The organism is Actinotalea sp. JY-7885 (assembly GCF_014525465.1).
GTDB lineage: Bacteria > Actinomycetota > Actinomycetes > Actinomycetales > Cellulomonadaceae > Actinotalea.
Map to the genome: position 1 here is coordinate 1 of NZ_JACEXH010000075.1, position 16001 is coordinate 16001.

The window sequence follows — 16001 nt, forward strand, 5'->3', positions numbered from 1 at the left end:
GTCGACCTCGGGCCGCTGGTCGCCGCCCGGCCCGCCATCGCCGCGGCCGCCGCGGCGGCCGCCGAGGCCGATGCCCTGGTCCGTGGAATCCCCGACCGGGGTCTGGTCGCACCGCTCGCGACCGCGGTGCAGGAGGTGCGCGGCCCGGTCGGTGACGCCGCCCGCCTGCTGAGTGGCGCCGAGGAGGCGGTCACGCTGCTGCCGCCGATGCTGGGCGCGGACGGGCCGCGCGACTACCTGCTCCTCGTCCTCAACCCGGCCGAGCTGCGCAAGGGCGGCGGCATCGTGGCCTCCGTCGCGGTGCTGCACGCCGACGCCGGGCGGGTCGAGCTCCAGGAGTACGTGGCCAGCCAGGCGCTGGCCGGGCCGGGACGCAGCGGCGCCACCCTCGGGGCCGACGAGGTGGCCGTGCACGGCCCGCTGCTCGGCAGCATCATGCAGAACGCCACGATGACGCCGGACTTCCCGCGTGCCGCGGAGATCGCCGTGGAGCTCTGGCGGGACGCCGACGGCAGGCCGGTCGACGGCGTCCTCGCCGTGGAGCCGGCCGCCCTGGCCCACCTCCTGGAGGCGACGGGTCCGGTCACCACGCCGGACGGCACGGTGCTCGACGCGGACGGCGTCGTCCGGGCGCTGCTGCACGACTCGTACGCGCGGTACCCGGACCCCGACGACGCCGACGCGTTCTTCGGCGACGCCGCCGCGGCCGTGTTCGACCGGCTCCTGACCGGCCCGGCGGACGCCACCCGCCTCGGCGGGGCGCTGGGTGCGGCCGTCGCCGAGCGCAGGGTCGCGGTGTGGTCGGCGCACGAGGCGGAGCAGGAGGTGCTCGCCGCGTCGCCGGCCGGCGGCGCGTTCTTCGGCGCGGGGGCCGCGCACGACGCCGGCGTGTTCCTCGACGACGGCACCGGGACCAAGCTCGGGTACTTCCTCGAGACGGACGTGCGGATCACCTGCCAGGAGGCCGCGTCCGACGGCGGCTCTGCGCGGGCGACGGTCGCGGTGGTCCTGACCTCGACGGTGCCGGCCGACCCCTCGGTGCTGCCCCCGTACATGCGGTTCTACGGCGCCCCCGAGCTGTCCGACGGCGTCGTGACCACCAACCTGACCGTCTACGGGCCGGTGGGCGGCGGCGTGGCCGACCTGCGCCGCGGCGCCGCCGCTCTGGGCGCGGCGCGCGCCGAGGAGGCGGGGCGGCAGGCCGCCGTCGTCCCGGTGGTGCTGGCGCCGGGGGAGTCCGTCACCGTCGAGGCCGCCGTCGACCTGCCCCCCGGGCAGACGGCCCTCGGGGCCTGGCGGACCCCTGGCCTCGACGGCGTCGGCCTCGTGCCTGCCGAGCGTTGCTGACGACGTCGGGCGAGCGGCCTTCCACAACCACCCGTTCGGGCGGGGCGCCACCGCCGAGAACGTGCGACGATGATCCGAGATGTCCGATTAGTACGGATTCCGACCAGGTGTCGGGGATGAGGAGACCGAGATGAAGCGAGCCCTACGGTTCGTGGCGGCACTGGCCATCGCAGTCGGCGGCGGCGTCGGAGCGGCCGGCGCGGCCTCCGCCACGACGGTGACCGACTGCGCTCCTGGCGCCACGAGCTACTCGCCGGGAGGCGTGTGCGACGTGAGCGTCGTGACGGAGGTGATGTGCAACAGCGGCGTGCCGACCCTGCAGTACGCCATCACGGCACGCGGCACGTCCGCAACCACCGCCACCCTGACCTGGGTCAACCCCACGGGGGAGGACGTCGTGGTCACCGGCCTGCCGCTCGAGGGCTCGGTGACGTGGCCCGGCGCGCAGGCCGGCACCGTCGGCACGACCGCGGCCTGGGCCCGGGGCCCGGTCGAGGCGCAGTTCCACGTCAACCCGACGACCGTCGCGACCGTGAGCTACCCCACGAGCACGGCCTGCGTGCAGGGGGTCACCGCGGCGAGCAACCGGCTGGCCGCCACCGGCTCGTCCACGACGCCGCTCCTGGCGGGTGCCGGCGGCCTGGTCGCCGCCGGCGTCGTCGGTGTCCTCGTCGCCCGGCGCCGCCGCACGGGCAGCCTGCTGGAGGGCTGACGCCGCCGACCCGGGGTGCCGCCCACGATCGGTCGGGCGGCACCCCGGGTCGTCGAGGATCCGCTAGGGCGTCCCCGCGACAGCGCTCGGCCGACGGCCGGCGTGCACGGACCAAAGGCCGAGGACGACGGCGACGAGGCCGACGAGCACGAGGACGGGCACCAGCAGGAACGCGCTGTGGGCGCCGAACGAGTCGGCGAGCGTGCCGAGCAGGAACGGCGCGATCGCGACCGACGCGCCGGTGCCCACCGACGCGAGCGCCTGGGCCTGGTCCGGGCGGCCGTCGGACGCGCGGAGCGTCAGCGAGACCGCGAGCGGGTAGTGGGTGCCGTAGCCGAGGCCGGCGAGCACGAGCCCGGCGATGGCGAGGACGGGCGTCGTCGCCGTCCAGAAGACCAGCCAGCCCGCGCCCGCGAGCACGAAGCCGACGGCCAGCAGCTTCTCGGGGGCCTTGCGGGTCGACAGCGGCCCGACGACGAACCGCGAGGCGGTCATGCCCGCGACGAGGGCCGCGACGCTCGCCGCGGCGAGGGCCGGCGGGGCGCCCGTCCGCTGGATCAGCAGGTCGGAGGCCCAGAAGGTCGTCGCGAACTCGATCGCGGTCCCGCACAGCAGGGCCACCCAGAAGAACCAGAACGTCCGGCCGTACCCGTGGTGCGGCGCGACGTCGGTCCCGTCCTGCGCCGTGACGGTGGCGCGCGCGACGGTGCCGCGCCCCATCGCGCCGTCCACCCGCACCCGGAGGATGACCAGGGCGGAGGCGACCGCCAGCGCCGCGGTCATCGCGACCGCCGGTCGCCAGCCGAGGCCCGCGCCGACGGCGGCTCCGAGGGCGAGCGGGGCCAGCAGCCCGACCATGGCGCCCATGCCGTTCGCCTCCGTCACCGCCGCGGAGCCCGCGGCGCCGTTGTGGACGGAGAGGGCGGGCTGGGCGGCGGAGATCATGAGGTTGCCGCCGACGGAGATCACGAAGCACGCGGCGAGCGTCGCGGGCAGCACGCTGCCCCACAGCAGCAGCGCGATCCCGACGCTCAGGACGACGCCACCGACGAGTGCCTGGTTCCGGCGCCCGTAGCGCTGCGCGACGCGGGAGCTGACCAGGCCGGTCGCGATGGTGCCGCACGCCATCGTCGTGCCGTGCAGGCCCGCCTGGCCGCGCGAGATGCCCTGCTCGTCGGCGATCAGGGGCACGGCGGGGGAGAACCCGTAGAGGAACCAGCCCCAGGTGATGAACGGTCCGTAGAGGGACAGCGTGAGGCGGTCGCGCACCAGGCGCGGGCGCTCGCCCACGGCGGAGGTGGTGCTCACGTGAGGCGCTCGACCACGTGGTCGATGCACGCCGTCAGGGCCTGGACGTCCGCCGGGTCCACCGCCGGGAACATGGCGACGCGCACCTGGTTGCGGCCCAGCTTCCGGTAGGGCTCCACGTCGACGACGCCGTGGCGGCGCAGCACGCGGCACACCGCCGGGGCGTCGATCGTGGCGTCGAGGTCGATCGTGCCCACGACGGTGCTCCGGGCGTCCGGGTGGGCGACGAACGGTGTCGCCCACGACCGGGCCTCGGCCCAGCCGTACAGGTGCGCCGCGGACTCCGCGGTGCGGGCCGCGGCCCACGGCAGGCCTCCGTGCCCGAGCATCCAGTCGAGCTGCTCGGCGAGCAGCACGAGCGTGGCGATCGCCGGGGTGTTGAGCGTCTGGTCCTGGCGCGAGTTCGCCACCGCGGTGCCCAGCGACAGGAAGCGCGGGACCCACCGCTGCGCCTCCAGGCGCTCCGCGCGCTCGACCGCCGCGGGCGAGAGGGCGGCGAGCCACAGGCCGCCGTCGGCCGCGAACGACTTCTGGGGGGCGAAGTAGTAGACGTCCGTCTGCCCGACGTCGACCGTGAGCCCGCCGGCCGCCGACGTCGCGTCCACCAGGACGAGCGCGTCGGGTCCGGCGCCCTGCGGCCGCAGGACCGGTGCGACGACGCCCGTCGAGGTCTCGTTCTGGGGCCACGCGTACGTGTCGATGCCGTCCTGTGCGACCGGGAGCACGCGCGAGCCCGGCTCGGCCGTGCGGACCGTCGGCTCGGCGAGGAAGGGTGCGCGCCGGACCGCCGTCGCGAAGCTGGTGCCGAACTCGCCGTAGGCGCACAGCTGGGCGCGGTCGGCGACGAGGCAGAACGTGGCGACGTCCCAGAACGCCGTCGAGCCACCGTTGCCGAGCGCGATCTCGTAGCCCTCGGGGAGCTGCAGCAGGTCCGCGAGGCCCTCGCGGACGCGCCGGACCAGCCCGCGGACCGGGGCCTGGCGGTGCGAGGTCCCCAGGAGCGTCCGGCCGACGGCGGCGAGCACCTCGACCTGCGCGTCCCGCACCTTCGACGGGCCGGAGCCGAAGCGTCCGTCGACCGGCAGCAGGTGCGCGGGGATCTCGATCCGGGTCTCGTCCATCACGCGTCAACCTTAGGTCGCGCGCCGGGCCCCTCACCCCGGACCTGCGTGCTGTGCCAAGGTGAGCCCGGCATGTGGACCGCGGGCCGGGCGACGAAGCCCGGGCGCCGGTGCGCTCGGTGCCGAACGGCTCCCGTGCGCCCCGTAACCTGGGGGCAGACGGCCGGACAGAGGAGAGGCGCCCGCGTGAGCGACCTGATCGACACCACGGAGATGTACCTGCGGACCATCTACGAGCTCGCCGAGGAGGGGATCATCCCCCTGCGCGCACGCATCGCGGAGCGCCTCGGGCACTCGGGACCCACGGTGTCGCAGACGGTCGCCCGCATGGAGCGGGACGGGCTCGTCGTGGTCAGCGGCGACCGGCACCTCGAGCTCACCGAGGCCGGGCACCTCAAGGCGACGCGCGTCATGCGCAAGCACCGCCTGGCCGAGCGGCTCCTGACGGACATCATCGGCCTCGAGTGGTCCTTCGTCCACGACGAGGCCTGCCGCTGGGAGCACGTGATGAGCGACCGCGTCGAGAAGCGCCTCATCGAGCTGCTCGACCACCCGCAGCACTCGCCGTACGGCAACCCGATCCCGGGCCTCGCCGAGCTGGGCGAGGTGCGCGCGCAGGAGGCCTTCCTCGACGGCGTCGTGTCCCTCATCGCCTACGCGCGGGCCGCGGCGGTCCAGGAGGGCACGCCGTCGGACGTGACCGTGCGCGCCGTCGTCGGGCGCCTCGGCGAGCCGCTGCAGACCGACATCGAGCTCCTCGAGCGGCTCTCGGCGGCGGGTGTCCTGCCCGGTGCGGAGATCACCGTCGAGCGCGGCCAGGGCATCGTCACCGTGGGTGCCCCGGGCGCCGACATCGTGCTGGACCTGCCCGAGGACGTGGCCCGCCACATCTTCGTCGTGACGCCCGCCTGAGTCGTCCGCCACGTCCCGCGCGGGGCTTGGACCGGTTTCTCCCAGATCTGCAGGGAACATCTCGTGACCGGAGCGTGACATACGGGCATCCGGCAAGTACTGTCGGCTTCGCTCCACGATCCCTCCTCGTGGCGCCTTCGGACGGAACGCCTAGTCCTGCCACCGTCCGTGGTCCGCACTACTCGCTGGCAGGAGCGGGGGAACCACCAGTTTTCGGGCCTGACGGAGCGATCCGACTGGCTCTTGGGGTGAAGCCGCGTGAGTGCCGTCCGACGCCCTGTGCGACGTGGCGGTGTGATCGAGGCCGGGTGAACTCCCATCCGAACCCGACAGCTCACCTCGTAGGCGTCGGAGAGGTACCGCGTGTCTGAGAACTCCCTGCGCGCACGGCATCGCGCCGCGCGTCGCCCCCTGACCCCTCTTGACGACCTCGCCACGGCAGCCACCGGCAGCCTCGCGACCGTCGGCCGCCGCTCCGCCGTCGTGGCCGCCTCCGGGGGTCTCGTCATGAGCATGACGCTCCCGGCGTCCGCGGCACCGGCCGACAACGTCAGCTCGCTGCCGTCCGTCGACGTCTCCTCGCTCACCGCCGAGGCGCGCGCCGCGCTCGCGACGTCGCCCGTGGTGACGGTGCCGGTGGACGCGGCCTGGGCCTTCGACACGCCCGCCATCACGGTGACGGCGAACCCGGAGCCCGAGCCCGAGCCGGAGCCCGTGCGGAGCGCCGCGGCCTCGCGGTCCGCGTCGGTCGAGCGCGCTCCCGCGACGCAGCAGGAGGCCGTCGCCTCCGCGCCGGTCCCGCAGGCCGTCGCCGGCAACGCCGTCCTCGAGGTCGCCGCCCGCTACGTGGGCGTCCCGTACGTCTCCGGCGGCACGACGCCGGACGGCTTCGACTGCTCGGGCTTCACCTCCTACGTCTACGCGCAGCTCGGCATCACGATCTCGCGCACGTCGTCGGAGCAGCGCAACGCCGGCACGGTCGTCTCCCGCGCCGACGCGCAGCCGGGCGACCTCATCTGGACGCCGGGCCACGTCGGCATCTACGCCGGTGGCAACACGCAGATCGACGCGCCCCGCCCGGGCAAGACGATCCAGTTCCGCGAGATCTGGCAGAGCAACCCCACGTTCATCCGCATCGGCTGAACGAGGCACACGCGCAGCACCTCCGCGGACCACGCCCGTGACGAACGGCCCTCACCTTCGGGTGGGGGCCGTTCGTCGTCCCGGCGGCGCGCCCGTGGGGCCTCACCTGCGTGCGCGGGACGCCGCGCGTACGCTGGCAGCGCTGCTCCACCAGCCGAGCCCGGCAGCCAGCCGGGTCCGACCGACCTGGTCAGGGAGACTGCCGTGCGTCGAGACACCGCGACCCTCCGCGGGGGTGGGGCCGCGCGGCCGCACCTCATCGCCCCCGAGACGTCCGTCGCCACCCGCGCGGTGCGGGCGCACGAGCCGGACGACGTCGCCCGGGCCTCGGCGGCGGGCCTGCGCCGCGTGCTCCTGCTGAACGCGAGCCGGGAGCCGCTCTGCGTCGTGAGCGCGCACCGTGCGGTGACCCTCGTGCTCAGCGGCAAGGCGGTCGTGCTGGAGGAGGACACCGCGGTGCTCCGGTCCGAGAAGCTGACGCTGCCCGCGCCGCACGTGCTCTGCCTGACCCGGTACGTGCACGTGCCCTACCGGCCGACGGTCCCGCCGACGCGGCGCACCGTCCTGCAGCGCGACGACCACCGCTGCGCGTACTGCGCTGCCCCCGCCGACACCGTCGACCACGTGCACCCGCGCTCGCGCGGCGGCCGTCACGAGTGGACCAACGTGGTGGCGGCGTGCGCGCGGTGCAACCACCGCAAGGCCGACCGGCTGCTCGCGGAGATCGGCTGGCAGCTGCTCGTGACGCCGTCCGTGCCGCGCGTCGGCTGCGCGGTGCTCGCCGCGGCGGCCCGCCCCCACCCGTCGTGGAGCGCGTACCTGGCGGCGTGACCCGCGACGGTCGCTCCGCCGGGGTGCGCCGGTCCGACGGCCACGCCCGGCTCCCGTCAGGACCACCCCGCCCAGGCTCCCGTGAGCACGTCCGTTCGGGGCGAGTACGTCCGCCACGAGGGACGTGCTCGGTGGGAACAGACGTGCTCGGCGCGGGCGGGGACCGCGGGCGGGGAGCGCGGGCGGGGAGCGCGGGCGGCGGCGGCGAGTGGAGCGCGGGTGGGGTGTTGGCGCGGGTCGGTGGACCGGGCGGTGCGGATCGCGGGCAGACTGGACCCAAGGGCGGCGCTCACCAGGATCCAGGAGGCGGTCATGAGTCACGACGAGGTGGTGCTGGTCGGGGTCGACGGCTCGCCGGCGAGCCTGCACGCGGCGGACTGGGCGGTCGCCTACGCCCGGGCCCACGGCCATGGTGTGCACCTGGTGTGCTCGTACGCGGTGCCCGCCTTCACGGCCGCGGCGCTCGACGGCGGCTACGCGGCGCTCGACGACACGGCGATCGCCGACGGCGCCCAGGCGGTCCTCGACGAGGCGACGCAGCGGCTGAGCCGCTCCGGCGTGCGCGTGACCTCCGCCGTCGCCACCGGCGATGCCGCGGCCGTGCTCGTCGAGCTCTCGCGCGGCGCGGCGGCGGTCGTCGTCGGGACGCGGGGGCGTGGCGGCTTCGCGGAGCGGCTGCTCGGCACCGTCTCGTCCGCGCTGCCGGCCCACGCGCACTGCCCGACCGTCGTCGTGCCGTGGACCAGCACCGATGACGACGGCGAGACCGCTCCGCCGACACCGGTGCGCCGGATCGTCGTCGGCGTGGACGGCTCGCCCGCGGCCGAGGTCGCGCTCGAGCAGGCGATCCGCGAGGCGGAGCGGTGGGGCGCCGAGCTCACTGCGGTCGCCGGCGTGCCGGTCGGCGCCGGGGCGGGCATCCTCGCGTGGCTGCCCGCCTCGATCGACCACGCCGCCGTCCTGCGCGACGCGGCCGAGGGACTCGACGTCGTGGTCGACCGGGCCCTGGTGCGGCACCCGGGCGTGGAGGTGCGGCGGCACGTGCTCGACGGCACGGGCGCCGCGCTCCTCACCGAGTTCTCGACGGCGGTGGACCTCGTGGTCGTGGGCTCGCGCGGGCGCGGCGGCTTCGCGGGGCTCCTGCTCGGTTCGACGAGCCAGGCCGTGCTCCACCACTCCGCGTGCCCCGTCATGGTGGTCACGCGCCGCTGCCAGCACCCCGCGGACGACGAGCCGCTGGGCCGCCGCCCCGGCTCCTGACCCGGCTGCGGGCTCGGCGGCGGACCGCGACCCACGGCGGGCAGGTCACGGCAGCGGTGGTGGGAGGTCCGGGCGCCGGACCAGCGGCGTGAGGACGACGGTCGAGCGCGTCCGGTCGACGAACGGCTCGGCGGCGATGCGTTCGACCACCTCGTCGAGGTGCCTCACGTCGCGCGCGCGCACGTGCACGACGGCGTCCGCCTCGCCCGTCACGGTGCTCGCCGCGACGACCTCCGGGTAGCGCTCGAACGCCGCCCGCATGGTCGCGGGGCTCGTGCGCGGCGCGCAGTGCACCTCGACGTGCGCCTCGGTGGCCCAGCCCAGCGCCGCGGGGTCGATGCGGACGGTGAACCCGTCGATGACGCCGCGCTCGCGCAGCCGGTCGACCCGCCGCTTCACCGCGGGCGCCGAGAGGTTCACGCGCGCGCCGACGGCGGCATAGCTCGCGCGGGCGTCGCGGGCCAGGTGCGCGAGGATCGCGGTGTCGATCCGGTCCACGCCGGCGTGGGTCCCCTCGGGTGGGACCGGGTTCTGCATGCGCCCAGCATGCCGGACGCGACCCGATCGCGATCACGGCCGCGCGGACGTTCACTGGACGTGGGCGGGATCACCCGTCCGTCGCCGCCACGCAAGGGGGTTCGGCATGGGTATGGACGACATCACCGAGAAGGCCAGCGACGCCGGCATCGAGAAGGCCGGGGACGCCGCCGAGAAGAAGGCGGGTGGCCACGGCGACAAGGTCGACAAGGCCGAGCAGGCCGCCGACAAGAAGGCCGGCGGCTGACGAACGACGACGACGCCCGGTGCGCGCGACGCACCGGGCGTCGCGGTGCGTCACCTCACGACCGGATCTCGAGCGTGCAGCACTTGGCGCCGCCGCCGCCCTTGAGCAGCTCCGTGGTGTCGACGGGGTGCGGCTCGAAGCCGCGCGCGCGCAGCTCGACGGCGAGGTCGACGGCGGCCGGCGCGACCACGACGTGCAGGCCGTCGGAGACGGCATTGAGCCCGAGGGCGACGGCGTCGGCCTCCGTCGCCATGACGGCGTCGGGGTAGCGGGCCGCCAGGACCGCCTGGGACGTGGCGGAGAACGCCGGGGGGTAGTAGGCGATGAGCTCGTGGCCGGGGCGGCTGTCGAGCACGGCGATCGCCGTGTCGAGGTGGTAGAACCGCGGGTCCACGAGCTCGAGGGTGACGACCTCGTGGCCCGACAGCGCGGCGAGCTCGGCGTGCGCCGCGGGGTCGGTGCGGAACCCGGAGCCTGCGAGGAAGGTGTCGCCGACGAGCAGGATGTCGCCCTCGCCCTCGTTGATCTGGGCGGCGGTCTGCGTGATGAACCCGTGGTCGGCGAACCACTTCTCGTACAGGGGGCCCTCGGCGGCGCGCTCGGGGTAGCGGAACCGGGCCGAGTAGACGAGTCCGTCGACGACCGTCGCCCCGTTCGCGGCGTAGACCATGTCCGGCAGGCCGGGAGCGGGGTCGATGAGCTCGACCGTGTGGCCCCACGCCAGGTAGGCGTCGCGCAGTGTCTCCCACTGGGCGATCGCGCGCTCGCGGTCGGTGGCGCGGGTGACGTCCATCCAGGGGTTGATCTCGTACGTCACCTCGAAGAAGTCGGGGCGGCACATGAGGTAGCGGCGGGCGGTGGGGGTGCGCGGCTCGGTCACTGCGGCTCCTGGCGGGTCGGCGGTCCGGTGGGGGATCACGGCCCGGCGACGGTGCCGGCCTCCCGACGAGATTAGGACCGCCGACCTCCGACCGACGGGTCGCAACGCTGTGCTGCGAGGCCCCACCCGTTGCGCGCCACGCCCGTCCGACGGCGATTCGTTGCGCCGGGGCGGGGCCCGCACCGGCCCGCGTACCAGCACCACCGCCGGGCACGTCCGTTCCACGCGAGCACGTCCTGCGTCACGGACGTCTTCGGCTGGAACGGACGTGCTCGCGGCCGGGGCGGGTTGGCGGGCGGGGTGGGTTGGCGGCCGGGGTCAGGCTCGCGCGGTCGTCAGGACGTCGCGGAGCGCGGCGGCGAACTCCTGCGGGTGGGACGCGAAGCCGTGGTGAGCGCCGGGGAAGGCGATCGGTCGGGTGCCGAGGCGCTCCGCCAGGGCGGTCGACGTGCGGTGCGTCAGCAGGTCCCCGGAGTCCGCGCCCACGCCGACGACGACGCGCGTCGCGCCGGCGGTGAGCGCGGCGATGTCGGGCACGTACGACGACGTCGGGTGGAGGTCCTGGGCGAAGAACCGTGCGCCGTCCGCCATGTCCTGCGCCGACGGCGGCTCCCGAGGCTCCTCCTCGTCCTCGTCCCAGCCCGCGTTGCCCAGGAACGCCATGATGGCCGCCTCGAACCCCTCGCGGTGGAACGTCGCGACCAGGGCGTCCACCGCGGCGAGCTGCTCGGCCGAGTCCTGCAGGAGGGTCAGCACCGGCGGCTCGTGCGCGACGAGCGTCCGCACGCGGTCCGGGTAGCGGGTCGCGAGGTCGAGCCCCGTGACGGCGCCACCGCTGCTCCCCATGACGTCGGCATCGTCCGCGCCCAGCGTGTCGAGCAGCGCGGCGAGGTCGTCCGCGCGCAGCTGCGGGGTCGAGGGGCCGTCCGGGTCGTCCAGGCGGCTGCGGTTGATGCCGCGCGGGTCGTGCGTGACGACCGTGTGCTCGCGGGCGAGCTCGTCGGCGAGCCCCGCGAAGACCCGCGCGTCGACCGGCGAGCCGGTGAGGATCATGAGCGGCCCGTTGCCGCGCACCTCGTAGTGGATGGTGCCGCCCGGGATGGGCAGCTGGTGAGTGGTGAGCATCGGGGTTCCCTCCGTCCGCGTCGGCGGAGCGCCGACTCAGGAGGGACTACGCCCGGCGCCGTGACTCATCGCGCCCGGCCGGACCCGCGGGGCCGGCCCCCGGGGGGATCAGGGGACGCGGCTCACCTCGGCCGCCACGCGGCGCAGGACCAGGTGGAGCATGCCGGACATGGCCACGGCGGTCAGCGCGGCGCCGACCGGGCGGGGCAGGCCGCGCAGCCAGGTGCGCTCGACCCACGTCACCTCGCTGTGCCGCGACCCCAGCGGCCGGACGCGCACCTCGGCGTCGCCCATCAGCACGGGGCCGCGCTTGCGGAACGTCGCGACACCCTCGCGCGCCGCGTCCCGTCCGTGCGCCGGCGCCGGCGGGTCGTAGCGCTCGACGACCATGACGTCGGGCACCCCGCGCCCGCCCGACGCCGCCGTCGGGCCGGTGACGCCCGTGAACTCGTCACCCGCCCGCACCGGCCGGTCCGGCCCGTCGATCCGCGTCAGCGGCACCCACCGCGCGTGGTGGCGCACGTCCGTGACCAGGTCCCACACGACGCCGGCCGGCGCGGCGACCACGCGGCTCACCGAGACTTCGCGCACGCTCACGTGCCCGACGACCGCTCGGCGTCGAGCCGGGCGACGAGCCGTGCGGGCGCCGCCTGCCGGTACGACGACGCGAGCAGCTCGCCGACCTCGTCCCAGTCGACGTCGCGCGCGAGGTCGAGTGCGAGCCACCCGGCGGGCCCGTGGTACGGCGGCGCCCAGAAGCGGGCGTCGTCGAGCAGCGCGGGCCGCTCGTCGTCGTCGGGCCTGAAGATCAGGGCGTGCGGCTGCTCCGGCTGCCCGGCCGCGGCGCCGACGCCGTAGGTCGCGTACATCCTCGCCACCCGGAAGGTCGGGCGGCCCCAGGACTCCTTCTCGACCGACTCGGGCAGCGCAGCGCACAGGTCGCGCAGGCGCGCGAGCAGCGGGTCGTCGTCGTCGTACATCCGCGGGTGCGCCACGTGAGCTCCCAGGTCAGCGGTCGCGCTCGAGGTGATCGCGGCCGTGGGACCACGGTAGCGTCGCGGTTCATGGACAAGCGTGTGCTCGGACGGACGGGACGACAGGTCAGCGTGATCGGCCTCGGCTGCTGGCAGCTGGGGGCGGACTGGGGCGAGGTGAGCGAGGAGCAGGCGCTCGCGGTGCTCGACGCCGCGGTGGACTCCGGGGTGACCTTCCTCGACACCGCGGACGTGTACGGCGACGGCCGCTCGGAGCGGCTCGTCGGGACGCTGCTGCGCAACCGGCCCGACGCCGGTCTCACGGTCGCGACGAAGATGGGTCGCCGGGCCGCCCCGCACGTCGACGCGGCGTACACGCTCGACGCGTTCCGGGCGTGGACCGACCGCTCGCGCGAGAACCTCGGCGTCGAGACCCTGGACCTCGTCCAGCTGCACTGCCCGCCCACGGAGACGTTCTCGCGCGACTCCCTGTACGACGACCTGGACACCCTGGTCGCCGAGGGCCGCGTCGCCGCCTACGGCGTCTCGGTCGAGAAGGTCGCGGAGGCGCTCGAGGCGATCTCCCGGCCGAACGTCGCGACCGTGCAGATCATCCTCAACGTCTTCCGCCGCAAGCCGCTGGAGGAGGTGCTGCCCGCCGCGCTCGAGGCCGGCGTGGGCATCCTGGCGCGCGTGCCGCTCGCGAGCGGCCTGCTGAGCGGCAAGTACGACGCGTCGACGACGTTCGCCGCGGACGACCACCGGAGCTTCAACCGCCAGGGTGAGGCGTTCGACGTCGGCGAGACGTTCGCGGGCGTGCCGTACGACGTCGGCGTCGCCGCCGCGCAGGAGGTCGCCCGGTTCACGCCGCAGGGCGCGACGACGGCTCAGCTCGCCCTGCGCTGGATCCTCGACCAGCCGGGCGTCTCGACGGTCATCCCCGGCGCGAGCAAGCCCGAGCAGGCGCGGTCGAACGCGGCCGCCGCCGACCTGGCGCCGCTCGACGCGGAGACTCTCGCCGGGCTCGAGAAGATCTACGACGAGCGCATCCGGCAGCACGTGCACGGCCGCTGGTGACCGTCCGGCGGTGGACCGCCGGGGCGCTCAGCCCCGGCGGTGCCACCGCCCCCGGCGCCTGGTGACGTCGCCGGGCGGCGTGTCCTGGACGTCCTCCAGCGGGACGTCGAGCGGCGTGGCGGGGACGTCGGGGCCGGCCCCGATCGCCGACCTGACCCGCTGCACGACGCGCGCCGGCGCCTTGGTCTCGTCCGGGCCGGAGACGGCGAGCTCGATCTCGCGCGGGAACCGGGCGGGCGGCGGGCCGAACGCCTTGTGCGCGCCCTCGACGACCGTGCGTCCCATGGCGCGCGCGCCCGTCGCGCCGATGACGGCGCCGATGCCGAACGGTGCCAGGCGACCGAACGCGAGGGCGCCCTGGCGCCCGGCCTGGCGCCGCACGAGACGCCTGGTCAGCGCGCTGTTGACGCGCTTGATGGTCTGCGTCGGCATGTTGATGAGCAGGGTCTTGGCCCAGGCGGTGGGGTTGATGCCCGCCTCGGAGCCGACCGTCGTCGCGCCCTGCTCGCCCAGGAGCGTCGCCATGAGCAGGGCACGCCGGCGCGCCGTCTCCTCGACGCCGATGCCGTGCACGTCCGCGACGGCGAGCGAGAACGCGGCGGACGCCGCGAAGAAGGTGCCCACCTCCGTCGTCGTCAGCGCCATGCTCACGCCCGTGCCGACGACGGGCATCGCCGCGGCCGCGCCGACCGCGCCGCCCGACGTGGAGATCGCGAGCAGGTACTGCTTCTCCAGCAGGGTGATGATCTGCGCGGGGCTCGCGTAGGGGTTGCGCCGCCGCAGCCGGTCCACGTGGGCGTGGATCGCGCCGGACGGGACGCCGACCGCCTTGTCGATGAGGTCGTCCACGAACGGGATCCCGGTGGCGCCGGCGACGGGGGCGACCGCTCCGGCGGTGGCCGGTGGCTGCCCCGGGGGCGCCACGGTGCCGGCGCCGGCTCCGGGAGTGGGGACGACCGGTCCGTCGGTGGGGGAGGTGCGCTGCCACGGCGCGTTGTGGGGCGACGACATGGCCCGATGGTCCCACGCGAGGCCCACCTCGTCGCGGCGTCGGGCCTCCGTCGCGTGACGACCGGCACGTCCGAGGTCCGGCGTCCGGGCGGGCCGGGCCCCTCGCTGCGCGGGGTGGTGCTAGCCGTACCCGTGCCGGGGTACGGGCTGGATCGATCACCGCGGCGTGCCAGGCAAGGCTGGATCACGTCACCACGACCCGGTCCCAGCCTTCCGAGGAGCACCCCATGTCCCAGCACCAGAGCCCCACCGGTCCGAGCCCGGCACGTAGCCGCCGCACCGCGGGCGCCGTCGCCGCCGTCCTGCTCACCGGCCTCGTCGGCGGCGGGGCGGCGTGGGCGGCGCTGCGCGACGACGCGCCGTTCGCCGCGCCCGTCGACACGGCCGCCGCGACCGAGGGCGACCCCCGCGTGCAGGGCGTCGTCGACAGCCTCGTCGAGGAGCTCGAGTTCCCGGGCGCCCTGGCGCACGTGGTCGACGAGGACGGGGTGGCCCGCGACTACACCGCCGGCGTCGGGAACCTCGAGACCGGTGCGGAGGTGCCGGTCGACGGCGAGGTCCGCATCGCCAGCAACACCAAGACGTTCACGGCAGCGGTCGTGCTGCAGCTCGTGGGCGAGGGGTCGGTCGACCTCGACGCCCCGATCGAGACCTACCTGCCGGGCCTGGTCCGCGGCGAGGGCATCGACGGCAACGCGATCACGGTGCGCCAGCTGCTGCAGCACACGAGCGGACTGCCCAACTACACCGCCGTCACGAGCGGCGACTCCTTCGCGACGCGGGACCGCTACGTCCCGGCCCGCGACCTCACCGACATCGCCTTCGCGGAGGCCCCGCTCTTCGCCCCGGGCGAGGGGTGGTCGTACAGCAACACCAACTACACCCTGCTCGGGATGCTCATCGAGCGCGTCACCGGGCGGCCGTACGCGGAGCAGGTGACCGAGCGGATCATCGAGCCGCTCGGCCTGGAGCACACCTACGTGCCCGACGTCGGCGAGCGGGAGATCCGCGGCGCGCACCCCCGCGGGTACCACCCCACCGAGAGCGGGGAGCTCGAGGACCTCACCGAGATGGACCCGTCCATCGCCGGCGCGGCGGGCATGATCGTCTCCACGCCCAGCGAGCTCGCGGCGTTCTTCACCGCCCTGGTCGGCGGCGAGCTCCTGGAGCCCGCGCAGCTCGAGGCGATGCAGCAGATGGTCGAGATGCCCGAGGAGTACCCGGGCGACGGCTACGGCCTCGGCCTCATGCGGACCACGCTGAGCTGCGGCGTCGTCCTGTGGGGGCACGGCGGCGACATCGAGGGCTACGCGACGCGCGGCGGCGTGACGGAGGACGGCGTGGGCGTGACCTACGCGGTGACGTCACTCGGGTCCTCGCTCGAGACGATCTACGCGATGGAGGACAAGGTCGACGAGATCGTCTGCGGCGCCTGACCCGCCCCGCGGCCGCCCGCCGCCCCGCCGCCGCCCCGCCACCCCACCCCGCCAGCCGGCCCACCCCGCCAGCCGGCTCA

At 75.4% G+C, this 16001-nt stretch carries 17 protein-coding genes and 1 riboswitch; of the genes, 9 read left to right on the plus strand and 8 right to left on the minus strand.

All coding sequences use genetic code 11. The features are described 5' to 3' along the window. Window positions 1-1347 (plus strand): DUF4012 domain-containing protein (locus tag IDM29_RS08735; protein WP_188037425.1); only part of this gene is annotated, 1347 nt, incomplete at its 5' end. 130 nt (window positions 1348-1477) lie between these two features. Further along, window positions 1478-2059 carry an LPXTG cell wall anchor domain-containing protein gene (locus tag IDM29_RS08740; RefSeq protein WP_182113095.1) on the plus strand — a complete coding sequence of 194 codons (582 nt, stop codon included), beginning with the start codon at window positions 1478-1480 and terminating at the stop codon, window positions 2057-2059. A 63-nt stretch (window positions 2060-2122) separates the two neighbouring features. On the opposite strand, the gene IDM29_RS08745 is transcribed toward IDM29_RS08740, so the two are convergent. Together IDM29_RS08745 and serC are read right to left on the minus strand one after the other, a co-directional pair. Continuing rightward, window positions 2123-3367, minus strand: a complete 1245-nt coding sequence (locus IDM29_RS08745; RefSeq protein ID WP_255491754.1) for a sugar MFS transporter — start codon at window positions 3365-3367, stop codon at window positions 2123-2125. Continuing rightward, window positions 3364-4488 carry a phosphoserine transaminase gene (serC, locus tag IDM29_RS08750; RefSeq protein ID WP_182114022.1) on the minus strand — a complete coding sequence of 375 codons (1125 nt, stop codon included), beginning with the start codon at window positions 4486-4488 and terminating at the stop codon, window positions 3364-3366. Before serC ends, IDM29_RS08745 begins: the two co-directional genes overlap by 4 nt. Window positions 4489-4674: 186 nt before the next feature. On the opposite strand from serC, the gene IDM29_RS08755 reads away from it, so the two are divergent. The 4 genes from IDM29_RS08755 to IDM29_RS08770 all read left to right on the plus strand — a co-directional run bounded on the left by IDM29_RS08755 (window position 4675) and on the right by IDM29_RS08770 (window position 8634). Continuing rightward, the gene (locus IDM29_RS08755) at window positions 4675-5400 is read left to right on the plus strand and encodes a metal-dependent transcriptional regulator (RefSeq protein ID WP_182113096.1); all 726 of its coding nucleotides are present in this window, start codon (window positions 4675-4677) and stop codon (window positions 5398-5400) included. A gap of 137 nt (window positions 5401-5537) precedes the next feature. Then, window positions 5538-5761, plus strand: a riboswitch (cyclic di-AMP (ydaO/yuaA leader). 2 nt (window positions 5762-5763) lie between these two features. Beyond that, window positions 5764-6543, plus strand: a complete 780-nt coding sequence (locus tag IDM29_RS08760; RefSeq protein WP_182113097.1) for a C40 family peptidase — start codon at window positions 5764-5766, stop codon at window positions 6541-6543. A 204-nt stretch (window positions 6544-6747) separates the two neighbouring features. After that, window positions 6748-7374: an HNH endonuclease gene (locus IDM29_RS08765; RefSeq protein ID WP_255491756.1), complete on the plus strand. Its 627-nt coding sequence runs from the start codon at window positions 6748-6750 to the stop codon at window positions 7372-7374. Window positions 7375-7686: 312 nt separating this feature from the next. Then, window positions 7687-8634: a universal stress protein gene (locus IDM29_RS08770; RefSeq protein WP_182113098.1), complete on the plus strand. Its 948-nt coding sequence runs from the start codon at window positions 7687-7689 to the stop codon at window positions 8632-8634. A 45-nt stretch (window positions 8635-8679) separates the two neighbouring features. Here the strand turns inward: IDM29_RS08770 and IDM29_RS08775 are convergent, their stop codons facing one another. Next, window positions 8680-9171: an Lrp/AsnC family transcriptional regulator gene (locus IDM29_RS08775; RefSeq protein ID WP_188037426.1), complete on the minus strand. Its 492-nt coding sequence runs from the start codon at window positions 9169-9171 to the stop codon at window positions 8680-8682. A 106-nt stretch (window positions 9172-9277) separates the two neighbouring features. On the opposite strand from IDM29_RS08775, the gene IDM29_RS08780 reads away from it, so the two are divergent. After that, the gene (locus IDM29_RS08780; protein ID WP_182113100.1) at window positions 9278-9418 is read left to right on the plus strand and encodes an Rv0909 family putative TA system antitoxin; all 141 of its coding nucleotides are present in this window, start codon (window positions 9278-9280) and stop codon (window positions 9416-9418) included. A gap of 55 nt (window positions 9419-9473) precedes the next feature. Here IDM29_RS08780 and ddaH read toward each other — a convergent pair whose 3' ends face one another. From ddaH to IDM29_RS08800, 4 genes are all read right to left on the minus strand, one after another. Next, window positions 9474-10298, minus strand: a complete 825-nt coding sequence (ddaH, locus tag IDM29_RS08785; protein WP_375372400.1) for a dimethylargininase — start codon at window positions 10296-10298, stop codon at window positions 9474-9476. Between the two features lie 318 nt (window positions 10299-10616). Beyond that, on the minus strand, window positions 10617-11423 hold the full coding sequence (locus tag IDM29_RS08790) for an alpha/beta fold hydrolase (protein WP_188037427.1): 807 nt from the start codon (window positions 11421-11423) through the stop codon (window positions 10617-10619). Between the two features lie 108 nt (window positions 11424-11531). Further along, a complete protein-coding gene (locus IDM29_RS17515) occupies window positions 11532-12020 on the minus strand; it encodes an SRPBCC family protein (protein ID WP_182113102.1) in 489 nt (162 codons plus the stop codon). Then, window positions 12017-12418, minus strand: coding sequence for an MmcQ/YjbR family DNA-binding protein (locus tag IDM29_RS08800; protein WP_182113103.1), 402 nt, complete (start codon window positions 12416-12418; stop codon window positions 12017-12019). Before IDM29_RS08800 ends, IDM29_RS17515 begins: the two co-directional genes overlap by 4 nt. Before the next feature lie 69 nt (window positions 12419-12487). On the opposite strand from IDM29_RS08800, the gene IDM29_RS08805 reads away from it, so the two are divergent. Further along, window positions 12488-13474 (plus strand): aldo/keto reductase, encoded by a 987-nt coding sequence (locus IDM29_RS08805; protein WP_182113104.1) that lies wholly within the window; start codon window positions 12488-12490, stop codon window positions 13472-13474. 27 nt (window positions 13475-13501) lie between these two features. Here IDM29_RS08805 and IDM29_RS08810 read toward each other — a convergent pair whose 3' ends face one another. Beyond that, window positions 13502-14485 carry a hypothetical protein gene (locus IDM29_RS08810; RefSeq protein WP_182113105.1) on the minus strand — a complete coding sequence of 328 codons (984 nt, stop codon included), beginning with the start codon at window positions 14483-14485 and terminating at the stop codon, window positions 13502-13504. Between the two features lie 227 nt (window positions 14486-14712). Here IDM29_RS08810 and IDM29_RS08815 point away from each other — a divergent pair, with 227 nt between their 5' ends. After that, window positions 14713-15921, plus strand: coding sequence for a serine hydrolase (locus IDM29_RS08815; protein ID WP_182113106.1), 1209 nt, complete (start codon window positions 14713-14715; stop codon window positions 15919-15921). Window positions 15922-16001: the final 80 nt, after the last annotated feature.